This is a genomic window from Pseudomonas indica NBRC 103045 (assembly GCF_002091635.1).
GTDB lineage: Bacteria > Pseudomonadota > Gammaproteobacteria > Pseudomonadales > Pseudomonadaceae > Pseudomonas_M > Pseudomonas_M indica.
Map to the genome: position 1 here is coordinate 98,259 of NZ_BDAC01000017.1, position 15,102 is coordinate 113,360.

Below are 15,102 nucleotides of genomic sequence, written 5' to 3' on the forward strand. Positions count from 1 at the left end.
ACGGGCGATTATCGACCAAAAATGGATCCATAAAGCGCCAAATGGATGGTCAACAACAGCCAAGGAGCAGACCATTGGATCCAATAACAACAAGCAGCCTCGAGGAGGCCCCATGTTTCCGAAGAACGCCTGGTACGTTGCCTGTACACCCGACGAGATCGACGCCAAGCCACTGGGCCGCACCATCTGCGGCGAATCGATGGTGTTCTACCGCGGCGCGGAAAACCGTGCCGTGGCCCTCGAAGACTTCTGCCCGCACCGCGGCGCGCCGCTGTCGCTGGGTTATGTCGAGGACGGCCTGCTGGTCTGCGGCTACCACGGCCTGGCCATGGGCTGCGACGGCAAGACCGCCGCCATGCCCAACCAGCGCGTGCAGCACTTTCCCTGCATCAAGCGTTACCCGGTGGTGGAGCGCTACGGTTTTATCTGGGTCTGGCCCGGTGACGAGGCGCTGGCCGATCCGGCGCAACTGCCACATCTGCAGTGGGCGGAGAGCCCCGAGTGGGCCTATGGCGGCGGTCTGTACCATATCGCCTGCGACTACCGGCTGATGGTCGACAACCTGATGGATCTGACCCACGAAACCTACGTGCACGCCAGCAGCATCGGCCAAAAGGAGATCGACGAGGCGCCGGTCAACACCCGCGTCGAGGGCAGCGAGGTGATCACCAGCCGCTTTATGGAGAACATCTCCGCCCCGCCCTTCTGGCGCGCGGCACTAAGGGCCAACGGCCTGGACGAAGATGCGCCGGTGGATCGCTGGCAGATCTGCCGCTTTACCCCGCCCAGCCACGTGCTGATCGAGGTCGGCGTGGCCCATGCCGGGCATGGCGGCTATGACGCGCCCGAGCAGTACAAGGCCAGCAGCATCGTGGTCGACTTCATCACCCCGGAGAACGAAACCTCCATCTGGTATTTCTGGGGCATGGCGCGGCGCTTCAAGGTGGACGACAGCGAGCTCACCGACCGTATCCGCGAAGGTCAGGGCAAGATTTTCAGCGAAGACCTGGAGATGCTCGAACGCCAGCAGCGCAACCTGCTGCGTTACCCCGAGCGCAACCTGCTCAAGCTCAATATCGACGCCGGCGGCGTGCAGGCGCGGCGCATCATCGAGCGCCTGGTCAAGGCCGAGCAGGCCAGCGATCAGGTGCTGGCAAGGAGCGCCCTATGATCGAGGTCATCATCCGCGCCCTGCGCCTGGAGGCCGAGGGCATCCTCGGCCTGGAGCTGGTGGCTGCCGACGGCGCGCCGCTTCCGCCCTTCGAAGCCGGCGCGCATATCGACCTGCACCTGCCGAACGGACTGGTCCGCCAGTATTCGCTGTGCAACGACCCGCGCGAACGCCACCGCTACCGCATCGCCGTGCTGCGCGACGCCGCCTCGCGCGGCGGCTCGCAGGCCGTGCACGAGCTGCTGCGCATCGGCCAGCGGCTGAGCATCGGCGCGCCGCGCAACCTGTTCGCCCTCGACGAACAGGCGCCGCGCAGCCTGCTGCTGGCAGGCGGCATCGGCATCACCCCGCTGCTGGCGATGGCCTGGCGGCTGTATGCCCTCGGCGCGGACTTCGATCTGCACCAGTGCGTACGCTCAGGCAGGCTCGCCGCCTTCGCCGAACGCCTGGCCATTGCGCCCTTCGCCGCGCACACCCATCTGCACTACGACGACGGTAGCGCCGAGCAGAAGCTCGACCTGCCCGCCCTGCTCGCCGCCGAGCCGCCCGGCAGCCAGCTGTATGTCTGCGGCCCCAATGGATTCATGGAGTACGTGCTGGACACCGCTCGCGCCCTGGGCTGGGCGGAAGAGCGCCTGCACCGCGAATACTTCGCCGCGCCGCAAGGTGAAGGCGGTGGTGGCGCCTTTACCCTGCGCATCGCCAGCAGTGGCCAGGAGCTGCAGGTGCCGGAGGATCGCACGGCGTTGGAGGTGCTGGAGGACGCCGGCTTCGATATCCCGGTGTCCTGCGGCCAGGGCATCTGCGGCACCTGCGTGACCCGGGTGCTGGACGGTCAGCCGGAGCACCGCGACCTGTTCCTCAGCGACGAGGAACGCGCGCGCAACGACCAGTTCACGCCTTGTTGTTCGCGGGCGCGTAGTGCTTGTCTGGTAGTGGATTTGTAAAAGACAGCGCCCCACTCGCGGCGCCGTCGTAGCCCCGAATGCAATCCGGAAGCATGCGTCCACACGCCCCGGATTGCAGCCGGGCTACAGAGTGCGTGCGGGTTGGGTGTGCAGCTTGACCGACAGTTCGCCGGACTGCGATGAGGATTGATCGGCGAAGGCTTCGCGCAGGCCGTCTTCGATCAGTTGCCAGGCCTGCTCGGCGGACTCATCCGGGCCCAGGTGGGTGAACATATGGTCGCAGCCGGCGAAAGTGCGTTCGTGCACCGTCACGCCGGCCTGGCGCAGCTTGGCCGCGTAGGCCTGGCCTTCGTCGCGCAGCACGTCGTACTCGGCGGTGATCAGGGTCGCCGGCGGCAGGCCGCGCAGTTGCTCGACCCCGGCCAGCGCCGGCGAGGCGAGCGGGTCCTGCGCCTGCGCCGGGTCGCGGAAGTAGCAGCTCATGAAGAAGTTCATCAGCCCGGGCCGCAGCAACGGCTTGGCCAGGGCCGAGGTCTTGCCCTCGGCCGGCGCCGCCAGATCCAGCGCGGCGTAGTCGATCACCTGATGCACCACCCGCAGGAGCCGATGGCCGCGCGCCAGGGCGGCGACGCCGGTGGCCAGGTTGCCGCCGGCGCTGTGCCCGCCCACCGCCATGCGCCAGGGGTCGATGCCCAGCTCGGGCGCCTGCTCGGCCAGCCATTCCAGCACGGCGAAGCACTGGCGCAGACCGGCCGGGAAGGGATGCTCGGGCGCCAGCACATAGTCGAGGTTGACCACCAGGCAGCCGAGGTTGTGCGCCAGGCGTTGGCAGTAGCTGTCGTCGTGTTCCGGCACACCGGCGAGGAAGCCGCCGCCGTGCAGGTTGAGGTAAACCGGCAGCGGCGCGTCGCCCTGCGTCAGCGGCCAATAGAACAACGCCCGAGCGCGCCCCTGCGGCGTGTCGATATGGCGGGTCTCGCGAGCGCGCAGCGGGTACTGCGCACTGTCGTAGACGAAGCTGGCCTTCATGCGTTTGGCGAAGGCGCGCAGCAGTTTGGCGGCGAGGGTCTGCAGTAGTTTCATCGCGGAATTCTCATGGCAAGGGATCGAGCATGGGGTCGGCGGCCAGCGCATCGAGGCTCAGCAGCACGCCACCGACGTAGCGTTCCAGGCTGCCGTCGACCTGGCCGGGGTCGGGATCGAGCAGGCGTTTGCGGACGAAGCGATAGACCAGGCGCTGTTTGTGCAGCGCCTCGGCCTGCGCCGGCAGCAGTTCGATGGCCTCGGCGAAATCCGCCTCGATCTGCTGGTCCAGGGCAGCGAAGCCGTCCTGATCGAGGCTGAGCGAGTGATCGCCCAACACCCGCGCGCTGCGCGCCTGGGCGTGCAGCAGCAGCTCGCCCATGGCCCGGTTCAGGCGCTGCAGCAGTTGGCGCGGCGCTGTCGCGGCCTCGGCATGCTGGCGCAGCTGCGCCTCCAGTTGCAGGCGCGCATCGAGCAGCGCCACCAGCAGCTGCGGATAGCGCGGCGCCTGCTCGCGTGGCACTGCGGCCAGCGCGATCTGGCGCGCCAGCAGCGCCTCGCCGGCCTGGCGCAGTTCGGCCGGCCAGGGCCTGGCGTCAAGCTGACGACGCACACCCTCCCCGGCCTGCTGCATGCGGACCAGGTGGCGCTCGTCGGGACGCGCGCGCGGGTCGGCGTCGAAGTACACCAGGGCGTTGGCCGTCAGCAGCAGCGCCTGGGTATGCAGCGACGGCTCGGCCCAGCACAGCGGCGCCAGACACAGCAGCGCCATGACCAGTGCCGCGCGCGTCATCAGGGCACCGCCTTGCGCGCCGCACGCGGCAGCAGCAGCCAGGCCAGCGCCGGCAGCAGGATCAGCGCGCCGAGCATGTTCACCAGGAACATGAAGGCCAGCAGGACGCCCATGTCGGCCTGGAACTTGATCGGCGAGAACACCCAGGTGGCCACGGCGATGGCCAGGGTCAGGCCGGTCAGCAGCACCACCTTGCCGGTCGCCAACAGGGCGCCGTAATAGGCCTGCGCCAGGTCGTCGCCGGCCTTCATCCGCGCCAGGATCACGCTCAGCACGTAGAGCGCGTAGTCGATGCCGATGCCCACGCCGAGGGCGATCACCGGCAGGGTGGCGACCTTCACTCCCATGCCCAGGCCCACCATCAGCGCCTCGGCGAGCAGCGAGGTGAGCATCAGCGGCAGGATCGCCGCGAGCACCGCGCGCCAGCTGCGGAAGGTCAGCCAGCACAGCAGGATCACCGCGCCGTAGACCCAGTAGAGCATCTCGCGCATGGCCTTCTCGACCACGATATTGGTCGCCGCCTCGATCCCGGCGCTGCCGGCGGCGAGCATGAACTTCACCTCCGGCAGCGACTGGTCGGCGATGAACGCCTCGCTCTCGGCCACCACCCGCGCCAGGGTCGCGGCCTTGTGGTCGGCGAGGTAGACGTACAGCGACAGCAGCGAGCAACCCTGATTGAACAGCTCACGCGGGGCGCGGGTCTGCACGGCGCCGAGGGCCCCTTCGTTGGGCGTCAGCTCGTACCACTTGAAGTTGCCCTCGTTGTAGCCGGCGCTGGCCATCTTGCTCAACGCCGCCATGGAGTTGGTCGACTCCACGCCGGGCAGTTGTTCCAGGCGCCAGGCCAGCTCGTCCACCGCCGCCAGGGTGCTGTAGCGGGTGCACTGGTCCTCGCCGGTGCGCACCATGATCACGAAGATGTCGGAGCTGGCCGCGTAATGCGCGTTCATGAACTGCACGTCGCGGTTGTAGCGCGAGTCGGCGCGCAGCTCGGGGGCGCCGGGGTCGAGGTCGCCGATCTGCAGCTGGCTGCCGACCGACTTGCCCAGCAGCGCCAGCGCGGCACCAACCAGCAGCGCGGCGATGGCCCAGCGCGGCGTGGCGAAACGCGCCAGGGTGCGCCACAGCGGATGCGGCAGCTGCGCGTCGCTCTGATCGCGCAGGCTGCGCCGCGCGGCATTGGCGCTGACCCCGGTGTAGCTGAGCAGCACCGGCAGCAGCACCAGGTTGGTCAGCACCAGCACCGCCACGCCGATGCTGGCGGTGACGGCCAGATCGCGGATGACCTGAATGTCGATCACCCAGAGCACGGCGAAGCCCACCGCGTCGCTGATCAGCGCCGTCAGCCCGGCGAGGAACAGGCGGCGGAAGGTCATCCGCGCGGCCACCAGGCGCGGCAGGCCACGGCCGATGTCCTGCATGATGCCGTTCATCTTCTGCGAGCCGTGGCTCATGCCGATGGCGAACACCAGAAAGGGCACCAGGATCGAGTAGGGATCCAGCGCGTAGCCCAGCGATGCCAGCAAGCCCACCTGCCAGAGCACGCCGACCAGCGAGCAGGCAACCACCACCAAGGTGCTGCGCAGGCAGCGGGTGTAGGCCAGCAGCATGATCACGCTGACCAGCACCGCGACGACGAAGAACAGCGCCATCTGGCTGAGGCCTTCAAGCAGGTCGCCGACGATCTTGGTGAAGCCGGTGATATGGATGCTCACGCCCTCGCCCTGGTACTTCTCGCGCAGCGTCTCCAACTGCCGCGACAGCTCAGCGTAGTCCAGCGGCGCGCCGGTCTGCGGGTTGCGCTCGAGCAGCGGCAGGAAGATCACGCTGGAACGCATGTCGCCGGCCACCAGTTGGCCGACCTCGCCGGAGCGCGCGACGTTGGCGCGCACCTCTTCCAGGCTGGCGGGCGAGCCGTCGTAGCTGTCGGGAATCACCGTGCCGCCGTCCAGGCCTTCCTCGGTGACCGCGGTCCAGCGCGTGGTCGGCGTCCACAGCGACTTCATGTAGGGCCGGTCGACGCCGGGCAGCAGGTACAGCTCGTCGTTGAGCCGGGCCAGGGTGTCCAGGTAGGCGGCGTCGAAGATGTCGCCCTGCTGCGCCGCCACGGCGATGCGCAGGGCGTTGCCGACGCCGCTCAGCTCGCCGCGCTCGGCGAGGAAGTTGGCGATGTAGGGGTGCTGGGTGGGAATGGTCTTCTCGAAGCTGGCGTTGATGCCGATGCTTCTGGCCTGCCAGCCCAGCAGCAGGGTCGCCAGCAGGCAGAGCAGGATCACCGCCAGGCGATGGTTGAAGATGGCGCGTTCGATGGCATTGCCCGAACGCCGGTCGAAGTCGCTCAGGCTGCCGGTCATGCCGGGTACCGCATTGGCTGGATTCTCGAACTTCACTTGCGAACTCCTAGGGCGCGGCACAGGCCGCGCAGGCACCGGGGCTATTTCGGGGTTTGACGGGCTGCCAGGCCGCTCAGGCCGGCGCTGGTCAGGCTGCCGTCGGCGGCCTCGGCCAGTGCGGCCAGGCCGGGCGCCAGGCGCAGCGGCGCGCTCTGCGCGCGACCACCCTGCGGCTCGGCGAACAGCAGCTCGCCGCCCTGCCCGGCCAGCAGCAGGCGACCGTCCGCCAGCTCCAGGGCCGCGGCCAGGGCCGACTCCACACCGGTCTGCAGCTCCTGCCAGGTGGCACCGCGGTCGCTCGACCACCAGGCGTTGCCGCGCAGACCGTAGGCCAGCAGGCCATCGCGGGCGGCGAGCAGGCCGAAGAAGCTGCCCTCGTAGGGCGACTCCAGCGCCTCGAAGTGCTGGCCGCCGTCGCCCGAACGCAGCAGCAGGCCGCGCTCGCCAGCGATGAACAGCTCGCCGTCCCAGGCGCGGATGCCGTAGAGGTTCAGCGCCTGCGGGTTGTCCAGATGCTGCATCCAGGGCTGCCAGCTGACGCCGCCGTCCTCGGTACGCAGGATCAGGTTGTAGGCGCCAACCACGTAGCCGGTGCGCGCGTCCTGGAAATACAGGTCGAGAAAGGGTTTGTCCGGGCCGTCGGCGAGCAGATACTGCGCCTGCTCGATGGCCTTGGTGTCGCCGCTGGCCTCGGCCGCACGCAGGGCCAGCTCGGCGGCCGCGATGCCGTCGAGCTGCTTGTGCCAGGTCTCGCCGCCGTCGCTGCTGTGCAGCACCACGCCGAGGTGGCCCACCGCCCAGCCGCGCCGATCGTCGACGAACTGCACCGCGGTGAGACTGACACTGACCGGCACCTGGGCCTGGCGCCAGCGCTGGCCGTCGTCATCCGAGAGCAGCACGATGCCGCGCTCGCCGACCGCAACCAGACGCTGGCCGGCGCGGGTCAGGCCCAGCAGCACCGCGCGCTCGGCCTTGGCGCTGGGCAGCGCTGCGCGCTCCAGCACCGTAGGCGCCGCGCACAGGTGCGGCGCCACGCCGACGCACAGCAACAGGGCGAGGCCGGCCAACCCATTGAGTTTGCTTTTCATGCTCGTCTCCTCGCAGGCGGGGCGGCCGCGCCGCCCCGCCGTTTCACCTCAGCGCGCGCTGGAGTTGGCCATGGCGTCGGGGGTGTAGAACGAGGCCGAAGGCCGCGCCATCGTGTGGTACTGCACGTTCAGGTCGTTGCTCGAGGCGTTGAGGAAGTAGGCGCCGGTGTCGAGGTTGTAGCTGCCCCACATCACCTGCGAGGTGAGTACCGGCATGTCCGGCGCCAGCAGGGTCAGGCTGTAGATCTGCCGGCCCAGGCGCCCCTGGGCGTCGTAGCCGTCGATCAGCAGCACCTGCCAGGAGTCCTCGTCGACGTAGTAGGTGCGGCGCGGCACCACATGGCGCTTGCCGGCCTTGAGGGTGGCCTCGACGACCCACACGCGGTGCTTCTCCCAGCGCACCAGGTCCGGGTTGAGGAAACGCGGCTGCACCAGCTCGTCGCTCTTGGCCAGCGCCGCGCGGTTGTTGTTGTAGGGCACCAGCAGTTCCTTCTTGCCCACCAGCTTCAGCTCATGCCGATCGGTCGGGCCGAAGATCATGAAGGCCTCGTCGAACAGGCCGACGCCGGAGGTGACGAAGTCAGGCGTGTCGTAGGCGATGTTCGGCGCGCGGCGCACCCGGCGCTGGCCCACCAGGTACTGCCAGGCGGCGCGCGCCGAGGGGTCGACGTCCCAGTGGGTCATCAGGCCCTCGCCGGCCTTGGACGACGGCAGCTCGGTGTACAGCTTGCCCCACTGGTACTTGCCGCCGAAGCTCTCCAGGCTGCCCTCCTCGAAGTAGTAGGGGAACTGGTAGCTGAACTGCGCACGGGTGGCCTGCACCTTCTTGCCGCCGGCGGTCATCAGCCAGGTGTCGAACGGCGCGTTGAGGGTATCGCCGCCCTGCCAGGACAGGCGGTAGTTCCACAGCACCTCGGCGCCGTTCTGCGGAATCGGGAAGGGAATGCCGCCATAGGCGCCGCTGACCTTTTCCGTGGCCACGTCGAGCTGGGCGCGGGTGGCGTTGGCCAGGGTGTTGTCGTAGACCCACTGCGGCGCCGCGGCGCTGCGATGGGTCGGGTAGACGCCCAGGCGATAGTCGGGGTACTTGCTCAGCAGGCCCTTGGTGCCTTCAGCCAGCAGCTCGGCGTACTGGCCCATGTTGGCGGCGCTGACGCTGTACAGCGGCTTCTCGCCGGCGAAGGGGTCGGGGCGCTTGTCGCCGCTCTTGTAGCCGGCCGGCGCCTGGGTGTAACCGCCGTCCCAGGCCGGGATGCTGCCGTCGGCGTTGCCGGCGCGCTCACCGCCCAGGGGGGTCAGCTCGCCCTTGAGGCGTTCGGCCTGGTCGGCGCTGACCGCCGCCTGGGCCAGGGAGGTGCTCGCCAGGGCGAGGCTCAGCAGAGACAGAGAGAGAAACTTGGATGCGTGCATGGCGAATTCACCTTGTTGTTATTAGAAAGTCGTTTTCACGTAGAGCGAGACGAAGTCGCGGTCGGCCAGCGATTGCTGGTAGCTGAAGTTGCCGTCCTCGCGCAGGCCGGCGCCCGGTGCGCCGAAGAAGTTCACGTAGTTCACCCCCATCTCCCAGCGCTGCAGGTAGGTGGCCTTGAGCCCCACGCTCCAGTCGCCGGCGTGGCTGTTGCCGAAGCCGGACTTGCTCACCGCCGAGGAACGCCCGTCGAGCACCACGCCGACACCGATCGGCACGCTGAGGTCCAGGCCGTCGGCGATCTGGAAGTAGGCCGGCTCGGCCAGCACACGCAGCGCGGTGGCGTCGCGGGTGGTGTTGCTGTCCAGCGCGGCGCGGTTGTCGGTGACGCTCAGGGTGCGGTTCCAGGCCAGTTCGGCGATCACCGAACCGCCATCCCAGAACGCCGAGGGCGGCAGCAGGTAGATGGTCGAGAGGTTGACGTGGGCGGTGCGGCCCTTGGCGTACAGGGCATCGTCTGCGTTGTCGGCGAGCATGCCCGGCAGCACCACCTGCAGGTTGCTGACCAGCGGCGCATCCCAGCGCAGCGAGGCCTCGCCGGCGAAGTTGAAGTCGCCATAGGCGGTGGAGAAGCTGGCGCCGACCGTCTTGATGTCCTCGGCGAACACCTGGCGGTAGGACGCCAGGACCGGCGACGGCCCGGCCGTATTGACGTAGCCGTACAGGCCACTGGGCGCCTTGTCGTGGTACTTGGCGGCGTACAGGCCCAGCTCCAGCTCGGTGCCCTCGGGCTTGTAGCGCAGCTGCACACCGCCCTGGCCGCTGTTCCTGGCCTCGAGATCGCTGGCATGCACCGTGGCGCCGCCGGTGATGTCGATCAGCGAACCGGAACCCTCGCCGATGGCGTCGATATCGCTCAGGTAGCTGCCGGCGCCGGGCAGGCTGGAGCGCTCCCATTCGAACTGGTAGTAGGCCCCCACCGACAGGCGCGGGTTGATCTGCAACTGTCCGGAGATCTGGTTGACCGGCCGCAGGATCTCCTTGAACTGGGTGCCGGGCACGCTGAGCAGCTTGACCACGTCGATCGGCCCCTGGGCGTTGCCGATACCGTTGCCGCCGTAGAACAGGCTCTCGCCATAGACCAGGCTGTGGCGGCCGAGGCGCAGCACGCCCTGGGAGCTCTCGCCCAGCTCGCCGCGCAAGTAGACGAAGGCGTCCAGCAGCTCGGCGTCGCGGCCATGCAGCTCGCGAGTATCGGACAGGAAGCGCGGATGCTCGCTGCTATCGGTGTCCTCGTTGTAGACGCGGTCGTACCAGGCCGCGCCGCTCACGCGCAGGCCGTAGTTGCGGTGGCTGAGATCCACTTCGGAGAGGATGTCCAGGCGGTTGGAGACCAGCCCGCGGCTGAAGTTCTCGTCGCCCTGACTCTGGATCGAGGGGTACAGACCGCCGGCCGTGGGCGCGTTGGTCAGGCGCTCGTCGGCGCGGTGCAGGCGCCAGGCCTGGCTGTACTTGAAGGTGTTGTCCCAGCGCAGCTGCCAGTCGCTGTCGCCAAGGTCGATCTGCATCGCCTGGGCCTGGGTAGCGGCCAGGCAGACGGCCAAGGCCAGGGTGGAGCGGGTGAAACCAGTGCGGCAAGGTTGCTTGTTCATGGTCTTCCTCATTGTTTTTATTCTCGGCGGACTCGACCGCGCCCTAGCGCGGCCATGGATTGGTGAGGGGTTCGGTGGTGGCTCCGGTCAGAGGTAGGTGGAGGCCAGCCCGCCATCGACCGGCAGGTTGACGCCGTTGATCCAGCGCGACTCGTCGGCGCAGAGGAAAGCGATCGCCGCCGCCACCTCGTCGGCATAGGCCGGGCGCTTGATGCGGTGCGCGTCGGCGCTGGTGCGCTCGGCGCCGAGCATGGCGACGAAGTCGTCGAGAATCGGGGTGAATACCGGCCCCGGCGCCACGCAATTCATCCGTACCGAGTGCTCCAGGAACCAGGGCTGGGCCTGAGTGATACTCCAGACGATCAAGGCTTCCTTGAAATACTGGTAGGCCTGGCCGGCGGCCGGCGGGTTGGCCGCCAGCCAGGCCTCGCCGTCGGCGAAGCTCGTGGTGGCGGCCAGGGCCTTGTGCTGCTCCAGGCGCAGCGGCCATTCGGCGCCGAGAATCGAGGCGACGTTGACGATGCTGCCGCCGGCCTCGATCCGTGGCAGCAAGGCGCCGCACAGGTGACGCAGGCCGAGGTAGTTGACCCGCGCCACCAGCTCCGGCGCGGCGGTGCCGGGCACCCCGGCGATGTTGCACAGGCCGTCCAGGCGCGCCGGCAGCTGCGCCAGCGCCTGGTCGATGGCCTGCGGCGAGGCCAGGTCGAGCTGGACGAAACCGTCCAGCGTCAGGTGTGGCGGGTTGCGATCGAGGCCGATCACCCGCGCGCCGTGAAAGCGCAGCAGGCGCGCGGTCTCGGCGCCGATTCCGGAGGAGACCCCGGTCACCGCCAGAGTTTTGCCACTCAGGTTCATAGTGTGTCCTCTTGTTCTTAGAGCCTGCTCAAAGGCTGCTGCGCGTCGGCACTGCTGCGTTAAAAACAGGCTCGGCAAGCCGCTTGCGGCTAACGCGCTTCAGCGCGGCCCGTAGGGCGAGCGAAGCGAGTAATGCTCATTTACAGCTCGTAAACTCCGCTTCCTCGCCTGTGTTTGCCTTGCATTGCTCTAGCTCGCGAACCTTTGAACAGGCTCTTATGGGTTCACGTCAGGGCCGGTCAGGATCAGAAGGGGTAGCGCGGCGGCGCGTCCTTGACCGTCACCCACTGCCATTGGGTGTATTCGTCCCAGTCGGCCGGGCCGCCGACGCTGCCGCCGTTGCCCGAGTCGCCGCGACCGCCGAAGGGGTTGCTGCATTCGTCGGCCACGGTCTGGTCGTTGATGTGCAGCAGGCCGCACTTGAGCCGCTCGCCGATGGCCATGGCACGCCCGACCGAGGGCGAGATGACCGCCGCCGACAGGCCGTACTCGGTCTGGTTGGCCAGCTGCACGGCCTCGTCGTCGTCGTCGAAGGCGACCACGCAGGCCACCGGGCCGAAGATCTCCTGCTCGAAGGCGGCCATACCCGGACGCACCCCGGACAGCACGGTCGGCAGGTAGAACAGCCCGTCGCCCGGGCCGCCGGCCTCCAGACGGGCGCCGGCGGCCACGCTGGCCTCGACGATGTCCACCACGCGCTGGCGCTGGCGTTCGTTGATCAGCGGGCCGATCTCGGCCTCGCCGCGCGCGGCATTGCCGACGCGCAGGGCCTTGGCCTTCTGCACCAGCAGGCGGGTCAGCTCGGCGGCGATGGAGGAATGCGCGAGGATGCGCCCGGTGGCCATGCAGATCTGTCCCTGGTGCAGCCAGGCGCCCCAAGCGGCGTTGCTCGCCGCCAGCTCCAGGTCGGCATCCTCGAGCACGATCAGCGAGTTCTTGCCGCCCAGCTCCAGCGCCACCTTCTTCAGCGTGCGTCCGGCAGCTTCGGCGACCTTGCGCCCGGCCGCGGTGGAACCGGTGAAGGCGATCATGCCGACGTGGCTGTCGCGGCACAGCGCCTCGCCCGCCTCGACACCGCCGGGCAGCACCTGCAGCAGGCCCTTGGGCAGACCGGCGGCCTCGAACAGGCGGGCGATCAGGAAGCCGCCGCTGACCGGCGTCTGCGGATCGGGCTTGAGCACCACCGCGTTGCCGGCGGCCAGCGCCGGCGCCACCGAGCGCAGCGACAGCACCAGCGGGAAGTTGAACGGCGAAATCACCCCGACCACCCCGTGCGGCACGCGCCGCGCATAGGACAGACGGCCGGCGCCGCTGGGCAGCACCAGGCCGTGCGGTTGCGCCAACAGGCCGGCGGCCTGATGCAGCAGGACGATGGCCTCGCGCACCTCGTGGCTGCCCTTGAGCAGGCTGCCGCCGGTTTCGCGGGCGACGAAGGTCGCCAGCTCGTCGAAGTTGGCCTCGGCATGGCCGGCGGCAGCGCGGAAGATCTGCGCCTTGGCCCGCGGCTCGAGTGCGGCCCAGGCCGGCTGGGCGCGGGCGGCAGCCAGGCAGGCGCTGGCCATGTCGGCGGCATCGGCCATGCCGGTGCTGGTCAGCGCGTCGCCGGTGGCCGGCTCGCGCACCGGGTTGACCCCGCCCAGCGGGCGTATCCAGGCGCCGTTGAAGATCTGTTCGCGCCACTGCGTCTCGCGCAGAAAGCTGTTGTGGTTGGTTGCCGGCATCTCGCACTCCTGGCTCTTGTGATTGTCATTGCCCTGCCCGCCCGGCTTCGCCATTTGCTCAGCCGGCTCGTGCTTGCAGGGGTAGGAGCAAGCGCCATGCCGCTTATTCGAGGGAGATCTTCCGAAGGCTCTGCAATGGGGCTTCTGGCGATGAAGGCGGCATGCGCGGGGACCTTCGCCCAGCGGCGGGGACAAAAGGAGATGCTGAAAAAATCAAAGTTATGCTAAATAACTATTTATCAGTTGATCATTTGAGCAATCGCAGCGAGGCGATCGATGGACAGCCCCAAGCTCCCCTTTGTCGATCTGTTCCAGGGCGAGGCCCTGGACGACCTGCGCGGCGACGCCTCGCAACTGCAGGACAGCCAGTCGCCAACCCTGGCCGAGCTCGCCGAATGCCTGTTCTTCTCCCCCGAGGACGGGCGCATCTGGCTCAACGACCAGCGCATGCTGCTGTTGCACAGCTCCTCCTTCGGCGCCCTGCGCCGCGAGATCATCGATAGCCAGGGCCTGGAGCAGGCGCGCGGCCTGTTCACCCGCACCGGCTATCTGTCCGGCGCGCGCGATGCACGACTGATCCGCACGCGCTGGCCGCAGGCCGACGCCGCCTCGGTGTTCTACGCCGGCACCCGCCTGCATACCCTCGAAGGCATGACCAAGGTGGAGACCCTGCATTTCAAGTTCGATGCCGACAGCGGCTTCTATGACGGCGAGTTCCTCTGGCACCACTCCTGCGAGGCCGACGAGCACATCGCCGCTCACGGCATCGGCCAGGACCCGGCCTGCTGGACCGAACTGGGCTACGCCATCGGCTACGTCAGCGGACTGTTCGGCCGCCTGGTGATCTTCCGCGAGGTGGAATGCCGCGCCATGGGCCACAAGGTCTGTCGGGTGATCGGCAAGACCGCCGAGCAATGGGGCGACGTCGAGGACGATCTGCGCTACCTCAGCGCCGGCAGCGCGCCGCGCCCGGCTGCCACCGCGGTAACGGCCAACTACGCCGAGACGCCGCTGCCCGGCGAGCAGCAGCCGATCGGCGCCAGCGCCGCCTTCAACGCCGCCACCCACGCGCTACGGCGGGTGGCGCCGACCCCGGCGACGGTGCTGATCAGCGGCGAGTCCGGCGCGGGCAAGGAACTCTTCGCCCGCGAGCTGCACCGCCTGAGCCCACGCCACGGCGGCCCCTTCGTCGCGCTGAACTGCGCGGCGATTCCGGAGAACCTGATCGAGGCCGAGCTGTTCGGCGTCGAGCGCGGCGCCTATACCGGCGCCAGCCACTCGCGCGCCGGGCGCTTCGAACGCGCCCACGGCGGCACCCTGTTTCTCGACGAGATCGCCTGCCTCAGCCTGCCGGGCCAGGGCAAGCTGCTGCGCGCCCTGCAGGAACGCGAGATCGAGCGGGTCGGCGGCAGCCAGGCGATCGCCGTCGACGTGCGGGTGGTGGCCGCGACCAACATCGACCTGCGCCAGGCGGTGAAGGCCGGCGAATTCCGCGAGGACCTGTTCTACCGGCTGAATGTCTACCCCATCAGCCTGCCGCCGCTGCGCGAGCGCCGCGACGACATCCCGTTGCTGGTCAACGCCTTCCTCCTGCGCTACTGCCAGGACTACGGCCGCACCCCGGCCGGGCTGACCATGCGCGCGCTCAAGGCGCTATTGCTGTACGACTTCCCCGGCAACGTGCGGGAACTACAGAACCTGATCGAGCGCGGCCTGATCGCCAGCGACGAGGGCCGGCCCATCGACCTGGTGCACCTGTTCCACAACGAGCCGCTGCCGCCGCAGCTGTACTCCATCGGCCAGGGCGGCACCCTGACCAGCACGGTCGAGCCGCCCGCAGCCAGCCCCGAAACCTCGCTGCTCGACCGCCTGCAGGAGTTGCAGATCACCCCGGATATCGACCAGTTGGAGCGGCGCCTGCTGGACGAAGCATTGAGCCGCGCCGAGGGCAACGTCGCCGCCGCCGCGCGCCTGGTGGGCCTGAGCCGTGCCCAGTTCGCCTATCGGCTGAAGAAGCACGGCGATGGCGAAGCGGGCTGAAACCGAATCGGCGCTGGCGCTAATGCGCCATGCCCGGCAAAATGATTAAC

Annotated in this window: 11 protein-coding genes; 3 read left to right on the plus strand and 8 right to left on the minus strand. The window is 68.7% G+C overall.

Features of this window, described 5'->3' with window-relative positions:
• Positions 1-112 precede the first annotated feature (112 nt).
• Both PIN01S_RS18840 and PIN01S_RS18845 read left to right on the plus strand, forming a co-directional pair.
• Entirely contained in the window at positions 113-1,171 is a 1,059-nt protein-coding gene (locus tag PIN01S_RS18840) for an aromatic ring-hydroxylating dioxygenase subunit alpha (protein ID WP_084337798.1), read from the plus strand.
• The gene (locus tag PIN01S_RS18845; RefSeq protein ID WP_084337800.1) at positions 1,168-2,118 is read left to right on the plus strand and encodes a PDR/VanB family oxidoreductase; all 951 of its coding nucleotides are present in this window, start codon (positions 1,168-1,170) and stop codon (positions 2,116-2,118) included. Before PIN01S_RS18840 ends, PIN01S_RS18845 begins: the two co-directional genes overlap by 4 nt.
• Before the next feature lie 84 nt (positions 2,119-2,202).
• On the opposite strand, the gene PIN01S_RS18850 is transcribed toward PIN01S_RS18845, so the two are convergent.
• The 8 genes from PIN01S_RS18850 to PIN01S_RS18885 form a co-directional block, all read right to left on the minus strand.
• Positions 2,203-3,162 carry an alpha/beta hydrolase gene (locus PIN01S_RS18850; RefSeq protein ID WP_084337802.1) on the minus strand — a complete coding sequence of 320 codons (960 nt, stop codon included), beginning with the start codon at positions 3,160-3,162 and terminating at the stop codon, positions 2,203-2,205.
• A 10-nt stretch (positions 3,163-3,172) separates the two neighbouring features.
• A complete protein-coding gene (locus tag PIN01S_RS18855) occupies positions 3,173-3,895 on the minus strand; it encodes a hypothetical protein (RefSeq protein ID WP_084337804.1) in 723 nt (240 codons plus the stop codon).
• Entirely contained in the window at positions 3,895-6,249 is a 2,355-nt protein-coding gene (locus tag PIN01S_RS18860; RefSeq protein WP_084337873.1) for an efflux RND transporter permease subunit, read from the minus strand. Before PIN01S_RS18860 ends, PIN01S_RS18855 begins: the two co-directional genes overlap by 1 nt.
• A gap of 80 nt (positions 6,250-6,329) precedes the next feature.
• Positions 6,330-7,376, minus strand: a complete 1,047-nt coding sequence (locus PIN01S_RS18865; RefSeq protein WP_084337806.1) for a WD40/YVTN/BNR-like repeat-containing protein — start codon at positions 7,374-7,376, stop codon at positions 6,330-6,332.
• Positions 7,377-7,424: 48 nt separating this feature from the next.
• Positions 7,425-8,786: a DUF1329 domain-containing protein gene (locus PIN01S_RS18870; RefSeq protein ID WP_084337808.1), complete on the minus strand. Its 1,362-nt coding sequence runs from the start codon at positions 8,784-8,786 to the stop codon at positions 7,425-7,427.
• A 21-nt stretch (positions 8,787-8,807) separates the two neighbouring features.
• Positions 8,808-10,436, minus strand: coding sequence for a DUF1302 domain-containing protein (locus tag PIN01S_RS18875; RefSeq protein WP_084337810.1), 1,629 nt, complete (start codon positions 10,434-10,436; stop codon positions 8,808-8,810).
• A gap of 87 nt (positions 10,437-10,523) precedes the next feature.
• Entirely contained in the window at positions 10,524-11,291 is a 768-nt protein-coding gene (locus PIN01S_RS18880) for a coniferyl-alcohol dehydrogenase (protein WP_084337812.1), read from the minus strand.
• Positions 11,292-11,536: 245 nt separating this feature from the next.
• Positions 11,537-13,012, minus strand: a complete 1,476-nt coding sequence (locus tag PIN01S_RS18885) for a benzaldehyde dehydrogenase (RefSeq protein ID WP_084337875.1) — start codon at positions 13,010-13,012, stop codon at positions 11,537-11,539.
• A 276-nt stretch (positions 13,013-13,288) separates the two neighbouring features.
• Between PIN01S_RS18885 and PIN01S_RS18890 the strand changes: the two genes are divergently transcribed.
• On the plus strand, positions 13,289-15,052 hold the full coding sequence (locus PIN01S_RS18890) for a sigma-54-dependent Fis family transcriptional regulator (RefSeq protein ID WP_084337814.1): 1,764 nt from the start codon (positions 13,289-13,291) through the stop codon (positions 15,050-15,052).
• Positions 15,053-15,102: the final 50 nt, after the last annotated feature.